This is a genomic window from Pseudoalteromonas luteoviolacea DSM 6061, from assembly GCF_001625655.1.
Taxonomy (GTDB): domain Bacteria; phylum Pseudomonadota; class Gammaproteobacteria; order Enterobacterales; family Alteromonadaceae; genus Pseudoalteromonas; species Pseudoalteromonas luteoviolacea.
On record NZ_AUYB01000100.1, the window covers coordinates 21976 to 36986 of the forward strand.

Annotated in this window: 13 protein-coding genes; 8 read left to right on the top strand and 5 right to left on the bottom strand. The window is 39.9% G+C overall.

Going from position 1 to position 15011, the window contains the following annotated elements; translation table 11 throughout:
* Positions 1-12: 12 nt before the first annotated feature.
* Together N475_RS10195 and N475_RS10200 are read left to right on the top strand one after the other, a co-directional pair.
* Positions 13-2790 carry a response regulator gene (locus tag N475_RS10195; protein ID WP_155732565.1) on the top strand — a complete coding sequence of 926 codons (2778 nt, stop codon included), beginning with the start codon at positions 13-15 and terminating at the stop codon, positions 2788-2790.
* Positions 2791-2968: 178 nt separating this feature from the next.
* Positions 2969-3163 carry a (2Fe-2S)-binding protein gene (locus N475_RS10200; protein ID WP_063356152.1) on the top strand — a complete coding sequence of 65 codons (195 nt, stop codon included), beginning with the start codon at positions 2969-2971 and terminating at the stop codon, positions 3161-3163.
* A gap of 51 nt (positions 3164-3214) precedes the next feature.
* Here N475_RS10200 and bfr (N475_RS10205) read toward each other — a convergent pair whose 3' ends face one another.
* Positions 3215-3679 carry a bacterioferritin gene (gene bfr, locus N475_RS10205; RefSeq protein ID WP_063365203.1) on the bottom strand — a complete coding sequence of 155 codons (465 nt, stop codon included), beginning with the start codon at positions 3677-3679 and terminating at the stop codon, positions 3215-3217.
* Positions 3680-3691: 12 nt separating this feature from the next.
* A complete protein-coding gene (gene bfr / locus N475_RS10210; RefSeq protein ID WP_063356154.1) occupies positions 3692-4162 on the bottom strand; it encodes a bacterioferritin in 471 nt (156 codons plus the stop codon).
* Positions 4163-4442: 280 nt separating this feature from the next.
* Here bfr (N475_RS10210) and N475_RS10215 point away from each other — a divergent pair, with 280 nt between their 5' ends.
* The 5 genes from N475_RS10215 (at position 4443) to N475_RS10235 (ending at position 8607) form a co-directional block, all read left to right on the top strand.
* Entirely contained in the window at positions 4443-4949 is a 507-nt protein-coding gene (locus tag N475_RS10215) for a DUF2753 family protein (RefSeq protein WP_063356155.1), read from the top strand.
* 18 nt (positions 4950-4967) lie between these two features.
* A complete protein-coding gene (locus tag N475_RS10220) occupies positions 4968-5582 on the top strand; it encodes a superoxide dismutase (protein ID WP_063356156.1) in 615 nt (204 codons plus the stop codon).
* Between the two features lie 213 nt (positions 5583-5795).
* Complete coding sequence (locus N475_RS10225) at positions 5796-6581, top strand: substrate-binding periplasmic protein (RefSeq protein WP_063365204.1); 786 nt, start codon at positions 5796-5798, stop codon at positions 6579-6581.
* 63 nt (positions 6582-6644) lie between these two features.
* A complete protein-coding gene (locus N475_RS10230; protein ID WP_063356158.1) occupies positions 6645-7226 on the top strand; it encodes a thymidine kinase in 582 nt (193 codons plus the stop codon).
* Positions 7227-7278: 52 nt separating this feature from the next.
* Entirely contained in the window at positions 7279-8607 is a 1329-nt protein-coding gene (locus N475_RS10235; RefSeq protein WP_063365205.1) for an ATP-binding protein, read from the top strand.
* Positions 8608-8643: 36 nt separating this feature from the next.
* On the opposite strand, the gene rlmF is transcribed toward N475_RS10235, so the two are convergent.
* Complete coding sequence (rlmF, locus tag N475_RS10240) at positions 8644-9516, bottom strand: 23S rRNA (adenine(1618)-N(6))-methyltransferase RlmF (protein ID WP_063356160.1); 873 nt, start codon at positions 9514-9516, stop codon at positions 8644-8646.
* 121 nt (positions 9517-9637) lie between these two features.
* On the opposite strand from rlmF, the gene N475_RS10245 reads away from it, so the two are divergent.
* A complete protein-coding gene (locus N475_RS10245) occupies positions 9638-10540 on the top strand; it encodes an alpha/beta fold hydrolase (protein ID WP_063365206.1) in 903 nt (300 codons plus the stop codon).
* A gap of 13 nt (positions 10541-10553) precedes the next feature.
* Here the strand turns inward: N475_RS10245 and N475_RS10250 are convergent, their stop codons facing one another.
* Positions 10554-11990 carry a tetratricopeptide repeat-containing sulfotransferase family protein gene (locus tag N475_RS10250; RefSeq protein ID WP_063356162.1) on the bottom strand — a complete coding sequence of 479 codons (1437 nt, stop codon included), beginning with the start codon at positions 11988-11990 and terminating at the stop codon, positions 10554-10556.
* Between the two features lie 96 nt (positions 11991-12086).
* Positions 12087-14708, bottom strand: a complete 2622-nt coding sequence (locus N475_RS10255) for a TonB-dependent receptor plug domain-containing protein (RefSeq protein WP_063356163.1) — start codon at positions 14706-14708, stop codon at positions 12087-12089.
* Positions 14709-15011: the final 303 nt, after the last annotated feature.

The window sequence follows — 15011 nt, forward strand, 5'->3', positions numbered from 1 at the left end:
AAGGAGCTGGTATTGCTAAATTACATCACAAAGTTACCAAAATTGGTTGTTGCGCTCTTTTTGGGCGTGTTGGGTGGCGTAGCCAACCTGTTACCAATTTGGTTTTTAGATAGCTCAGAGTTCCTGTTTGGGCAACTGTTTGTCATCCTGTGTTTACTTGCACTGGGTTGGCAATATGCCATCTTAGCTGTTGGAGTAGGTGCAATATTTTTGTTGTATCGGTGGGGGCACTGCCTTCCTTCAGTTGTCTTTCTTATTGAAATTATTTGGTTACAGGTATTTTGTGTACGGGCCAATAAGCCACTATTCATGAGAGGGCTTGGGTTTTGGGTCTTATTTGGTATCCCCATCCTATTTATTATGGGCAAGTTCGTGTTGGGCCTGACACTGCTTGTAATTTTTACAGCGCTTGCCAAATACATGATAAATGCAGCTGTTTATTTGGCAATTGTTGACCTTACCTCACTGTTCTTATTTAAAAGAATGTGGCAAGCAAAGTCGTTGTATCAGATCCTCAACTATATGATAAGTCACTTGATCATTTTAGTGGTACTTATCACGACAATTGTGCTTACCAATAGTCACTATAAACGTATCGAATTTGAAGTTACAGCTCAGCTGCATGACGCCTCTGTGAGCGCATTGAAGCAAATTGATGACTATTTAGAGAGTTACCGTCGGGCTATTAACATTGCGGCACAAGATATTCAGTCAGGTGTCGATAAACAGCAAGTTATTAACCGTTTGGTGGATACCTACCCAAATTTCAGAACTGCAATTGTCGCGGACCAAAGTGCTTTTGTGACACATTTCTATCCTGATGCGTTAAAAACCAGCTTGGTAGGAGAAGTGCCATCCGTTGCTGACAGAGAGTATTTTATACAAGCCCCTTATTATCCAAATGGCTATGTATCAGGTATTTTTCAGGGAAGAGGATTTGGCAATGACCCAGTAGTTGCCGTGTCAGCACCTCTGTATGAGGACGGTATATTTCAGGGTATTGTTGAAAGCTCGTTATTCTTCGAGTCCTTTGAACAGTTTATTCCAAAGGTACTTGCGCAAAAAGGGCACTTACTGATTGTGGACCACGAGAATAATATTGTTTTTAGTTCGCTTAAGTCAGACTTCAACATACTTGATAACGTTGCCAATGACCAACTCGCGGAGCTTACTGAGTCTACAGATGAGATATACATCAGTAATAATCGAGATGTGTTCTATCGTCAAAGTGTTGAATCGGACATTTTCAACTGGCGAGTGATCAGCCTCATTGAAAGAAAGCATGTTAATTTAGCTGTGGCGTCGGCTTGGATTCAGTCTTTTGTGCTAGCACTATTTATCATCGCTATAAGCAGTTTTTTAGTGAATCGTATGACAAGAGTATTTACAAAACCCATCGTGGATTTGAGTCACAGCATCAACTCTTTTGACCCTGGAGCAAAAATGTCTGAGGTGAACAATACCTCCGAAGGAAGTTGTTTAGAAGTTATTACTTTGCAGCAGCAGTTTTCTCAATTGGCGTTTAAGCTCTCCATGAACTTTGCAAAGTTAAATAGTGCTAATCAAGAAAACGAGCAACTTAACCACAAACTCAAGGACTTTAATGAGCATTTAGAGCAAGAAGTTAGTGAAAAAACAGAAGAGTTAATAATTGCTTTGGAGCGTGCAAACAAAGCGAGTTCTGCAAAGAGTCAGTTTCTCGCAAATATGAGCCATGAGATCAGGACGCCTCTAAACGGGATAATTGGTATGTCTGAGGAGTTGATTGGTAGGGAGCCTGACCCAGATTCAAAAGTGCAATTGGATATTATCCATCAGTCAGCTCACAAATTACTATTGATTTTAAATGATATTTTAGACTACTCAAAAATTGAAGCAGGTGCACTTGAATTATCGAAGCATGACACTGATGTTCAAAAGTTCGTCAAATCAATATCAACGGCATTTGAAAAGTCCCTCAATAAACCTGAGGTCGAATTTGTTTGCAGCATGGCTGAAAATGTTCCATCAATTTTAGTGTTCGATGACCTAAGGTTAAGCCAAGTTATTAATAACCTTCTGAGTAATGCAGGAAAATTCACTGAGCAGGGAACAATAAAACTCGATGTGAGCTATGAGCAAGGTTTGCTGGAGCTGCTAGTAAAAGATACAGGTATAGGTATAGCCCAAAATGCGCAAAAAGACTTGTTCGATGAGTTTACCCAGGCTGATCTTTCTACAACACGCAAATATGGCGGCACAGGTCTTGGACTGACAATATGCAAACGCCTCATTAATCTAATGGACGGTCAGTTGAGTTTTCAATCTACAGAAAATATTGGCAGCGAGTTTATGGTAGAGATACCAGCAGAAGTAGGTAAGGCGCCACAACAAGTAATGGCAAGTGCAGAGATTCCGAACCTAGAGAAGGTGAAAGTATTATTGGTTGAAGATAACCCCATCAATCAGATAGTCGCCATTCAGTTTCTTGCAAAAACAAGTTGTACCATTGTAAAAGCTCAAGATGGCGTAGAAGCTTTAAAAGCAATGCAAGAGCAATTGTTCGACGTCATTTTAATGGATTGTCAGATGCCTAATATGGATGGATTTGAGTGTACGCGTATTATTCGTCAGCAATCTGATAAGTACGGCACTCCTCATATCATTGCAATTACAGCAAATGCATTTGCTGAGGACAAAGAAAAGTGTTTGCAGGCTGGTATGGATGACTTTGTTGCGAAACCAATTGAATCTCAGGCATTGTACTCGTGCCTTGCTAATTGGAAGAGGCTGTTTGGTGGTGGGGCATAAGAAGCTGTTGTTTAATTGCACAAAAAGGAAGAGTTGGCGAGTTTAACTCAAAATAAAATTCCTTATCTATCAATGTTATTAGTAATTATTCTCATTTTTATGCTAATGCTTGTTGATAACTATTTTTGTTTAGATTAAACTTACTTCCAGTTGATGTAATTGAGATTGGTTTTCATTCATGTATATTTGTATTTGTCACGGAGTTACCGACAATAAAATCGCACAAGCTATCGATGATGGTGCGAGATCTATGAGGGATCTTAGTAAAGATCTTGGCGTAGGTACGCAGTGTGGCAAATGTTGTAATTGCACGAAGAAAATTCTGAACGAAAAACTGATTGAAATTGTAGATGTGACAGAGCAAGTCGCATAAGAATTCTAGAAATAAAAAAGGGCCTACTGGCCCTTTTTTATTTGCCTAGATTTACATCTGAGACTGCAAATAGTTTTCTGTACCTGTTGCTTTTAGTAGGTGTAATTGGGTTTCTAGCCAATCGATTTGCTCTTCTTGCTCATTTTGGATGTTGTCCAAAGCTTCTCTACTGATATAGTCTTGCTTCTCTTCACACAATGCAATGGCACTTTGTAAATCTACCAATGATGCTTCTTCAAACTGCATATTGGCATTTAGCATCTCTGGAACATTTTCTCCAATATTGAGCCTGCCTAGATCTTGCAAGTTAGGCAATCCCTCTAAGAACAAAACACGTTCTATCAATCTATCAGCATTTTTCATTTTTTGAATTGACACTTTGTAGTCAGCTTTATCAAGCTTTGGAAAGCCAAAGTCTTTGAACATACGTGCATGTAAAAAGTATTGGTTAATACCTACAAGTTCATTAGCAAGTACTTTATTAAGCGCAACAATGACTTCTCTATCGCCTTTCATAGACTTAGCTCCTTATACTAATTGTGATTGCAGGTAATTTTGAATTCCGACTTTGTCGATTAGGCCGATTTGTTGCTCTAGCCAGTAAACATGGTCTTCTTCAGTATCAAATAGGAGCTTTTCTAAAACAGCTCGAGATTGGTAATCTTGCTCTTCTTCACATGCTTTGATGGCATCTTTTACACAAGCTACTACTTCTAACTCTAGTTTAAGGTCATTTTCCATCATTGACTTTACGTCATGTCCAATTAATAAATCACGGCGCTTGGTCATATTTGGCACGCCTTCCAAGAATAGAATGCGTTTTATTAGCCAATCAGCATGAGTCGTCTCTTCTTCCATTTCATGGTTTAAGCGCTCATATAACTTATTTAAACCCCAATCTTCATACATACGCGAATGAATGAAGTATTGGTCGATGGCTGCCAATTCGTTTGCCAGTAGCGCATTAAATGCATCAATGATCTTTTGTTTACCTTTCATAGGTCTTTCCTCAAACTCTGACTGATGTGGCTATTTTATATAAAGAGATTTTATTGTCAATAAATTCCTTATAAATCAATGGTTTATCAATTGATTCTTATTCTCATTTTCGTTGTTATTTATTCTTTTAGCTAAATTTTGCTCGAATTTTATAAAGGTTCTGGTAAATATTTACAAGAATAAATGCAAATGATCCCAATAATGCAAATAAAAACAATTTGCATTAAGGTGTTTGTTTTGTTTATAGTTGTGAGGTGTATAGCAATCTAAGGGGAGCGTAATGGCCCTAACTGAGCAAATAGATACTTCTGTTGACACTCCTTTGGAGTATGCATTGGCACCGTGGCAGTATGCAATCAAGTCAGGGAATCACGCTTTCCAACATGGGGAATTCGACTCTGCAAGAGATCGTTACCAGAGCGCGTTAAACCTAGCTGGCCATTTGCTACAAAGGTTCGTCAATAGTGAGACTTGTGATGAACAGTTAGTTGCTATTGAGCATTGCTGTCCTGCCCTTGTGGTAGCTGCTCATAATTTGGCGGATTGCTTCATAGCGCTGTCAAATCCAGAAAGAGCGTGTGAGCAATTGATAGAAGTACATTCTGTTATGCTGAACTTGGTCCAAAACGCCTCATTAGAAATCGTGGAGATTGCTTGCCACCACTTACATAAAACACGACAAGAGTTGATTAATTTTGCTTCTTGTCATCCCCATCTTCCTGAGTTAATTGAACAAGTCAATATGGCGATGGAAGGTGGATTCAACCGTCCACATATAGTCCACTAAAGTAAATGAGGAAAAATCATGGCTTTTACATTGCCACAGCTACCTTACGCTTATGATGCGTTAGAGCCGCATATCGATACGAGAACAATGGAAATTCATCATACGTTGCATCATCAAACATACGTAAGTAAAGCAAATGCTGCATTAGAGGGTACTGAGCATGCGAATCGAGATCTTGAAGATCTTCTAAGAAATATTGACAGCCTGCCTGAGAACTTGAAAGGTGCCGTAAGAGATCATGTGGGAGGTCATCATAACCACAGCCTTTTCTGGACAATTATGTCTTCAGATGGTGGCAATCTTCATGATGGTTCATTGTCAGCTGCTATCTCAGACACATTTGGTAGTTTTGAACAGTTTAAAGAGTTGTTTACTGGTGCAGCTGTGAGCCGTTTTGGCAGTGGTTGGGCTTGGCTTGTAGTTACCGCTGATGGAAAACTAGAAGTTACGAGTTCACTTAACCAAGACAGTCCTCTGATGGACGGCAAAACACCCATTTTAGGATTAGACGTTTGGGAGCATGCATACTATTTGAAGTATCAAAATAGACGCCCAGAATACATTGCCGCTTTTTACAATGTGATTAATTGGGTAGAAGTTGAAAAACGTTACCAAGCTGCCATTGCGAGCTAATTCACTTCAAAACACCGTATAGCAATTATGCGGTGTTTTTCCCTTCTTTCTTGCTCCATTTGTGTTTCGGAAAATGAACAAATAGATGTATTCAAAGAAATAGTCACTACCTCTAAGAGACGTGACCAAAACTGTGCGCTATAGTATAGATAAGTCTTTGGCATTTAAGTTTATATATCAAAATGCTAATTCTAATTACTAAACGTGGGTTGTATGCAATTTCTTGCTGTCGTTTTTTTTGCCATTTTCTCTTCGTTTGCTTCAGCGACGACCTTTATAACTGTATGTTATGAAGATAAGAATGCCCCACCATTTTTCTTGGGCAGTGGGTTTGATGTACCAAAAGAGCGCCCTGGGGCGACAATAGAAATACTTCAAAGCCTAGAAGAGCGTATATCTACTGTGCGAATGGTGTTTGTACGTAAGCCTTGGCAACGCTGCTTAAAAGACATTAAAAATAACAAAGTAGATGCGGTCGTAGCCTCATATCGCCCAGAGCGCAGTAAGTTTCTGCAGTTTCCTAAGAATGTAGATGGCAGTATTAATTTATCGCTGGCGATTAGTATGCTAGGAACTTGCTTAGTTGGAAAGCAAGGGTTGGCTGTAGACATAGCTAACAGAAATTATCCTTTGAGCTTGGCTGCACCACGAGGTTACGCCGTGCTCAGTACGTTACAACAAGATTTATATCGTGTGATTTTAACCGACTCGCAAGAAGATGCGTATCAACTGGTGCTGAAAAGTTTAGTCGATGGTTCTTTGGGGTTGTGTAAAATTTACGATGAACAGGTCGCAGGTTTTCCTCATAGCGATAAACTACAAGCGGTTTATCCACCCGTTGATATCAGTTATGGGTATTTGGCTCTGTCAAAGGAGTTTACTGAACAAAACCCTGAGATGGCGCAAACCTTGTGGGATCAGTTAGAAAGTTTGCCCTTGCACAAGTATTACTTGGATTATGTAAAGAACCCTGCTAATCATAAACTTCCAAGGTATTGATTGTGGTCATGCTCGCTTTCTTTATGTAGACTATCGCGCACTGATATACTCTGCGAGCTCACCATGGCACAACTTTACTTCTACTATTCAGCAATGAATGCTGGTAAGTCTACTACTCTATTACAGTCAGCTTTTAACTATCGAGAAAGAGGAATGACTCCTTTTATTTTAACCGCAGCGATAGATAATCGCTCTGGAGTAGGTAAGGTGGCATCTAGAATCGGCTTAGAAGCAGAAGCACATACGTTTGAGCCAACTTCAGATGTATTTGAGTTGATTAGCAAGCATCACAATGAACAAAAACTTGATTGTATTTTGGTTGATGAAAGCCAGTTTTTGAGTAAACAGCAAGTCTCTCAACTAACTGATGTCGTTGATAGCTTGGGTATTCCAGTACTTTGTTATGGTTTGCGAACTGACTTTATGGGCGAACTCTTCGATGGAGCAAAATACCTTCTTGCATGGGCTGATAAACTCATTGAGCTTAAAACAGTTTGTCATTGTGGCCGAAAAGCGAACCATGTTTTACGATTAGACGAGAATGGCAATGCTATCTCTGGTGGTAACCAAGTTGAGATTGGTGGCAATGATAGGTATGTTTCTGTGTGTAGAAAGCACTATAAATCAGAACTTAATAAGTTGTAATTCTGCGTTTTTTTAACCATGCTTAGGCTATCGATATTAATACTTGGTAGCCATGTCTAACTCTTCATTTTCATTTTTAGCTAGCGAATCGGGTCAACCACTTAACACGCCAAAAAAAGAACCATGGATAATTTTACTCGTTGATGACGAGCCTGAAATACATCAAGTAACTACAATGGCGTTGTCTAGGTTTACTTATGAAGGCCGATCTTTGGAGTTTCTCCATGCTTATTCTAAGGCTCAAGCCATAGAGATGATGCAATCAGAAACAAGAGTGAGTGTAATATTACTCGATGTGATTATGGAGACAGACACGGCTGGTTTAGATTGTGTTAGAGAAATACGCCATGTGCTGAAAAACAAAACGGTGCGTATCATTCTTCGGACCGGCCAACCAAGTACGATCCCAGAGCATGAAGTTATGCTCAAATACGATATAAATGATTACAAAAATAAAGTCGATTTGACCAAGTCGCGTTTATACATTGCTATGACAAGTGCACTGCGAGCATACCAAGATATAGAGCGTCAGGCTGAATTAATAAACGCACTTAAAGATCTCAATGATAATTTGGAAGAGCGGGTGGTTGAGCGCACTTCAGAATTACAACTGGCAAATCTTGAACTAATTCAAGCTAAACAGCAGATTATTGCTCAACAACAATCCTTACTTCAATCGGAAAAAATGGCATCTATCGGTCAGCTGGCTGCTGGTGTGGCTCATGAAATTAACAACCCTTTGGGTGCTATGAAGTGCAATTTTGATGTACTAGCCGACTACATTGAAAAGTTCAGTAAATGCATGAAGGAGCGTAATATAGATGAGTTAACCCCAGATTTGGCTGACATTAAAGAGATACTTGAAGATACTGACATTGATATGAATAGGATTGCAAAGATTGTGAACGCACTATCTATTTTCAATGGTATATCAGGTGAAGAGAGTACCTCACTAAATATTAAGGAAGTCGTAGAGCAGTTTGTAGCTTCTTTACAGCAGCCACTGCAAGTATCTTATTCAATAGTTGAAGGGGCTGACTGGCATTTAAGGTGTTGTAGAGGGCAGCTTTTACAAGTTTTGGAAATTTTATATGTTAATTCAGTCGAATCTGGAACAAAAACAGGTGATATTGAATTAACAATAGCCTCAAGCCAAAACGCCATACAGATCACTGTAAAAGATCGAGGTGATGGAATAGAAGCATCTAAGCTAACTCGTATCTTTGATCCTTTTTACACCACAAAACCAATCGGTCAAAATTTAGGGCTTGGTTTAACGATTGCACTAGTATTGGCTAAACACAATAGCGGCAATATAAGCGTAGAGTCTGAGCTTGGCGTGGGAAGCTGTTTTGATGTCCGTTTTTCAAAAGTTAAGTGAGCAAACTCAAAAAGCAGCCCACTTTAATTATCGCGCTTAGTAGCACCAAGCTAAAAAGCGACTTTGTTTATTGCCCTGTAGCATCTTCACCGTTTTAAAGCGACTTACTTTTTGTTGTTTCAGTAATTTAGTTAAAGGAGATAAGTTATCTTTTTTAGAGATTAAGCAAGTAAACCAGCCTACTTGCTCTTTAAAGTGTGCGCTTTGTATAATCATACTTTTAACAAAACCAAATTCACCGCCATCACACCAAAGCTCAGGAGCATGGCCCCCAAAGTTGAGTAATTTCTCATCTGCTTTTTCATTTAATCCAAGGTTTTTCCATTTACGCTGCGTCCCCTTAAGGGCTTCTTCAGCATTAGCATGGAAAGGGGGATTGCACATGGTGATATCAAAGTAATCTGTTGGGCCAACTATGCCAGAAAATATCATGTCGGCATTATTTTGGAGCTTTACTTTAACGTTTAATTTGTTGGCTTTAGAGATATTTTGCGCAACCTTTACTGCTACTTCGTTTATATCAGAGCCGACAAATCGCCATTTGTAGATTGACTGTCCAAGTATTGGATAAACTAGATTTGCACCAGTCCCAATATCAAGACACCGAACTGATTTACCAGTAGGAATTACACCCCCATTATCATCCGCTAAAAGATCAGCCAATGCATGAATATAGTCCGCTCTGCCAGGTATAGGTGGGCACAAGAACTGCTCAGGAAGATCCCAAAACCTAATGTCATAATACGCAGACAATAGCGCTTTATTGAGTAAGAGGACCGCTGACTTGTCAGCAAAGTTTATAGTACTCTCGCCATCGTGCTTAGTGATAAGGTAATTAGATAGCTCTGGTAGGTGTTTGACTAAAATATCAAAGTTGTAACCAGATAAATGTTTATTTCTAGGATGCATAGTAAAAAGTAGCGCAAAATAATTGCTGACTATTATACCCTAAATTGGATGATGTAACTATGAGGTTTACTTTAGGATAAGTTAACTGGTACGATGAGTTAAAAAGTAAATTCGAACAATCATGATCACACAAAAATCTCTATCTGTTCCCGTATCTGGTGGGGCTTGTTTGCATCTGCGTCATATATATCATGAGCAAAAGACGGGCCCAGTTGTTCTATTTCTTCATGGAGCCATAGAAAATGGCAAAATATTTTATACGCATAGCAATAAAGGTTTAGCTCCATTTATGGCGCTTAATGGGTTTAGGTGTTTCGTATTGGATTTAAGGGGAAGGGGTGGAAGCGTACCGGCCATTGACAGTGGTCATGAATATGGTCAAACAGAATCTATTCTTGAGGATGTGCCAGCGGCTCTGGCGTTCATTGAGCAGTATACGGGTTCAAAACCGCAGTTTTGGGTGGCCCACTCTTGGGGCGGGGTTATTATGAATAGCGTATTCGCGCGCTTTCCAGAAGAAGTTCCCAATGTAGACGCATGCGTATATTTTGGCTCTAAACGAAGCCTTTACAACAATCACCCAGAAAAGCTAATCAAAGCAAACTTGCTTTGGTACTGGTTGGCTCATCGCTATTCAAAAAAATATGGCTACTTACCGGCAAAGAAGCTTAAGTGGGGCTCAGATAATGAAACGGTAAAGTCTCATTGGCAAAGCGCTCAATGGGCCAAAAAAATGCCATGGGTAGATAGTGATGATGGGTTTGATTACGCTCAGGCATTAAAATCACAAGTTTTACCGCCTACATTACATATCGCTGGCGTCAAAGATAAGGCACTTGCCCAGCCCATAGACATTAAAATGTTTATGAAAGAGTCTGGGATAGGACTTCAAACACTTAACATATATGGAAAAAAGCATGGGCATGGGCACAATTATGGCCATATAGACATGTTGACTCACCCTAGAGCACAAGATGACCAGTTTAAAGATCTACTGAAGTGGTTTGAATTATACCGAAAATAGGGGAGAGTAACCCCTATTGATCGTCTAATGATTTTTCAATAAAGCTTTCAAAGGTTTTCCAGCGGCTCAATGAGCGCTGGTGTAATGGCTGCCTTACTTGCGTTTTACTCAAGGTTTCTACCTTACTTCTGCTTTTGTAAAACTCCATGCATTCTGGCTCATATTTGAGATATAAAAAGTTGAGTAACTTTTGTACCGTTCTCTGTGGGTCTTCAATTAGCTTTTCGTAGGTTACTGAGTAAATATTTCGTTTCATAAGCGGTTTAAAGTGCGACATCACTTGTTCTTCAATGGATGCATATTGCTGATACTCTTTGAGTGAGCAAAAGTAGGGCTCATCTTCAGCGAAGTGATTACTATATACCGACCATGCGTTAGCCATAAATTCTCTGGTTAAATGTATTACTCTTGCCTGAGGAAAGACCTTATAAATAAGTCCGATATTTTGAAAATTTGCAGGTAATTTGTTGATAACGACTTCTTCTTGAACTCGATGCTTTTTGATTTCTTCAACATAGACATTACGGCAGTAATCTAACATAGAGGTACTCATTTCGAGTGAGCACTCTGGAAATGGTCGTTCTGTTCTCATTTCAAGGTAAGGAACTATTTTATCACTGACAATGATACTTTCGCCAATGGTCCCGACTTGACTATGTTGTATAAGAATCTGTTCAAGTAATGTAGAGCCCGTTCTGGGCAATCCGACGATAAACACAGGTGTAAAGGTTGATTGAACTTTGTCTGTTGGCTTATCGAAAAAAGCGCTGTCAAATGTATTTAAGAGTCGATTGAAAAATGGCAGCATATCCGCAGTTCTAAATTTACATTGTGCGAGCTGTAGCCTGTTGGCTTTTTCATAGAATTCAAACGCTTTTTCGTTTTCTCCAAGAGCTTGATACCCTGTTGCCAAGGCATGGTAAGCTATAATTTGAAATTTGGGGTGTTCATATTTATTTTCGAAGTCTTCCAAACGTTGAATTAGTGCAGGGATTTGAGAGGGGGGTTTAAGCTGCATTAATTCGAATATCATAAAAACAGATACGCCTGACGGAGGGCACTCTAGACCTTTTTCAAATACTTGTGTCGCGTTATCAATAAAGCCATGATCTAAGTAAAATTGCCCAAGATGGTAATGTATTTGCGCGTTATGTTTGGCTACGCTCAACGCGTATTCCAAAACGGTCTTGGCATCTACAGGAGAGCCGACAGCAATAAACGCATCCGCTAGGGCATAGAGCGGATCTAACATTTTTGGTAAGTGTTCACATGCGCGTTTTAGGTAATAGATAGCATTATCGTATTGCTCTAAGCGCATACAGATCCTGCCAAGCCCAAATAATGCTTTTCCGTTTTTAGGGTTTTGTTTCAGCACTTGCTTAAACATGAACTCTGCCTCTCTGAGACGGTTTTCAAGTAGCAATTCTGTGGCGCGATCTAAAAGTAACATATGATTTAAGCTTTTTATTTTTAAACAAATAATAAAAATAAAAAGAGGAAATAGCCAATGCTAATTCCTCTTTTGCTTCTGGGTTACAGATAAAGTTTAGAACGTATATGTTGCTTTGACGTAATAGTAACCGCCATTAATACCAAATGGAGATGTTTCGTAGTAAACGCCACCCCAAGTGTTTTTAGCTGTTTTCTCTGTGTTGGTACCTTCGTAGAAGTCGATAACTTCTTCTGCATCTTGATCAAAGATGTTGTTTGCACCAACCGTTAAGCTAATGTTTTCTGTAGCGTAATAAGTCAACTCAGCATCAAACGTAAATGTTGGGTCAGCCATGATCGCTGTTGCGTCATAGTCAACGTGTACACCTTGGTATTCACCAAAATAGTTGTAACGAATAAAGCCAGAGAACTCTTCCCACTGTTGTGACCATGTATAGGTTGCTCTGTGCTGTGGTAAGTCATTCTCAAGGCGTTTAACTTTAAAGTCGCCTGTTATCGCAGAGAACTTGTCAACTGTAGTTTCATTCCAGTTATAGGCCATACTAAAGGTTGCGAAACCGCCTAGTAAGTCCATGGAATAGTTAGCAACTACATCGACACCTTGCGTTGTTGTATCAAAGTCGTTGGTAAAGAATGATACTTGCGCGATACTATCAACGTTGGGTACGCCGTCTGCTTTCAGAGCTTCTTTTTGCTCTGGAGTTAGGTTAATTTTATCTGATTGACTTAAGCGATCTTCAACTTGGATATTGTAGTAATCAATAGTTAAGAACAAGTCGCCAGTCTGATAAACAAAACCTAGAGTGTAACTCTCAGACTCTTCTGGTTGTAGCTCAGTACCACCAAGAATTTCAGAAACTGGGTTTGTTGGAGGTAATAACGCTGAATCTACTAAAACACCACTGCTTAAGTTTGTTTGAACGTTACTTACATTTGCTTGACCAACGGTAGGAGCACGGAAGCCTGTACTGACAGAGCCCCTTACAGAAAGGTCATCTGTTAATTGATACTGACCCATGATCTTGAAGTTAGTCGTTGAACCAAATGAGTCATAGTCCTCAAAACGCAACGCCCATCCCATTAAGAAATCATCAGTAAATGGTGTTTCTATATCGACATAGGCCGCGTAGTTTCTACGGGTAAACTCGCCAGCTGCTGATGGTTGGAATCCTGGAAAGCCGTTAGAGCCAATACCGAAGCCTTGTTGTGTTAATGGACCCGCGATGAATGAAGCTTCATCACCAGCGATGACTTCGAATGTTTCTTCGTGCCACTCAAGACCAGTTGCAACATTTACTTCATAAGCTAAGCCAAAATCAAAGCCTTTAGAAACATCAAAATTAAAGTTCTTTTCTAATTGGATGTATTTACCTGGGCTAAACTCCATTGGAGTCTCGGCACCCAAAGATGCGTTTACTGTATTAGTAATAAAGTAGCGAGATTCATTTCGGCCAACAGAGCCACTCAAATCGTAAAAACCACCTTCCAAAAAGCCGTCCGTAAATTCGCCCTTTGTACCAATGGTCAATGAAGTATCAGTGATGTTACCGCCAAAGTTAGGTGTAAAACCACCTGGCAAAATTTCATTAAATGCAAAACAGTTTCTGCCCAGCTCTGTATCTGCAGCAATTTGTTGATAAGCTGCGATAGTCGCTACGTTGTATATTTGATTTCCGTCACTGTCGCGTAAGTTAACGGTTGGACAGGTTATACCATTATCTAGGCCGTCTAAATCTCCAACGAGCAGAGTGGCACCGCCATCATTAGAATATACTTGTGGACGAGTTTGAGGGTTACGATAGTAAAATCCGCCTTTAACATCACGTTCAGAGTAATTACCAAACATGTAAAATTCGGAGCTATTACTTAGCTCTAGTCCGACATTACCAAATAGAGTTATGTCGTCTTTGATCTCCGGAGCACCCCAAATTTGTGCAGGATTCCTTACACCCTCTACGTTTGCATCAATAAAGCGTTGTGCGTCAGGTCTTTGAACACTGCGGCTTGTTGGGTCAGCCTCTTTATATTGGAAGCTAAGGTTAGCAAAGCCCTGATCTGTGAATGGTAGGCCTATATTACCTTCAATAGTCGTAGTATCGCCATCGCCCTCGTAGTATTCGCCTTGTTTCACAGAGAAGCTGCCGCCCTCTGAAGCATCTTTTAATACGAAGTTGAGTACCCCTGCAATTGCATCTGAACCGTACTGTGCAGCTGCACCATCACGAAGTACTTCCACTTGCTTAAGGGCGATACTCGGTATTACCGAAATATCAGGACCTTGTGCACCGTCATTAATACCACCACCTAAAAATGCGATAACAGATGAGCGGTGTCTGCGCTTACCGTTTAGTAAGATTAGCGTTGAATCAGCGGGTAAGCCCCTGAGGTTGGCTGGACGTACTAAACTTGCAGCATCACTAATTGGGTTAGCATGCACATTGAGCGACGGTACTGAGCCTTTTAGTAACTCCAGCATATCGTCACCGCCTGCTTTACTCAATTCATCACCACCGATGATGTCAATTGGTACTGGCGACTCGCCAACAGAGCGCGGTGCAGCCCTTGAGCCGACTACGGCTATTTTTTCTATGTCTTTTTGTGCTCCATCTTCTCTGGCATCTGCCAGAGCATTGAACGACGCTATTGTCGTAATAGCGGCAGTAGTTGAAATTGCAAATTTAATCGCACTTCTAAGTTTGCATCTCTGTAGTTTCATCCTGTTTCCCCAGTTTTAACTTTTTTTATTGCTGTGTACCAGCTTAACACTGTTAACATCAAGATAACATTGCAAAAGGATTTTGCCTATACTATCAATCAAATAGTTAACACATTTATAAAAGTAGCAGTGAATTTTCCAAGTTCAACTTTTTGGTTGATTTAATTGCTTTTTCTCAGGTTTTGCGAATTTTTTATACTCATAAGTGATTTTTATAGCGTTATATTTGTTTGCTAAACGGGGACGAAGCATGTTGCAATTACGTGTGCAATATCGATTTTTTAACGAATTTTAGAAATAAAA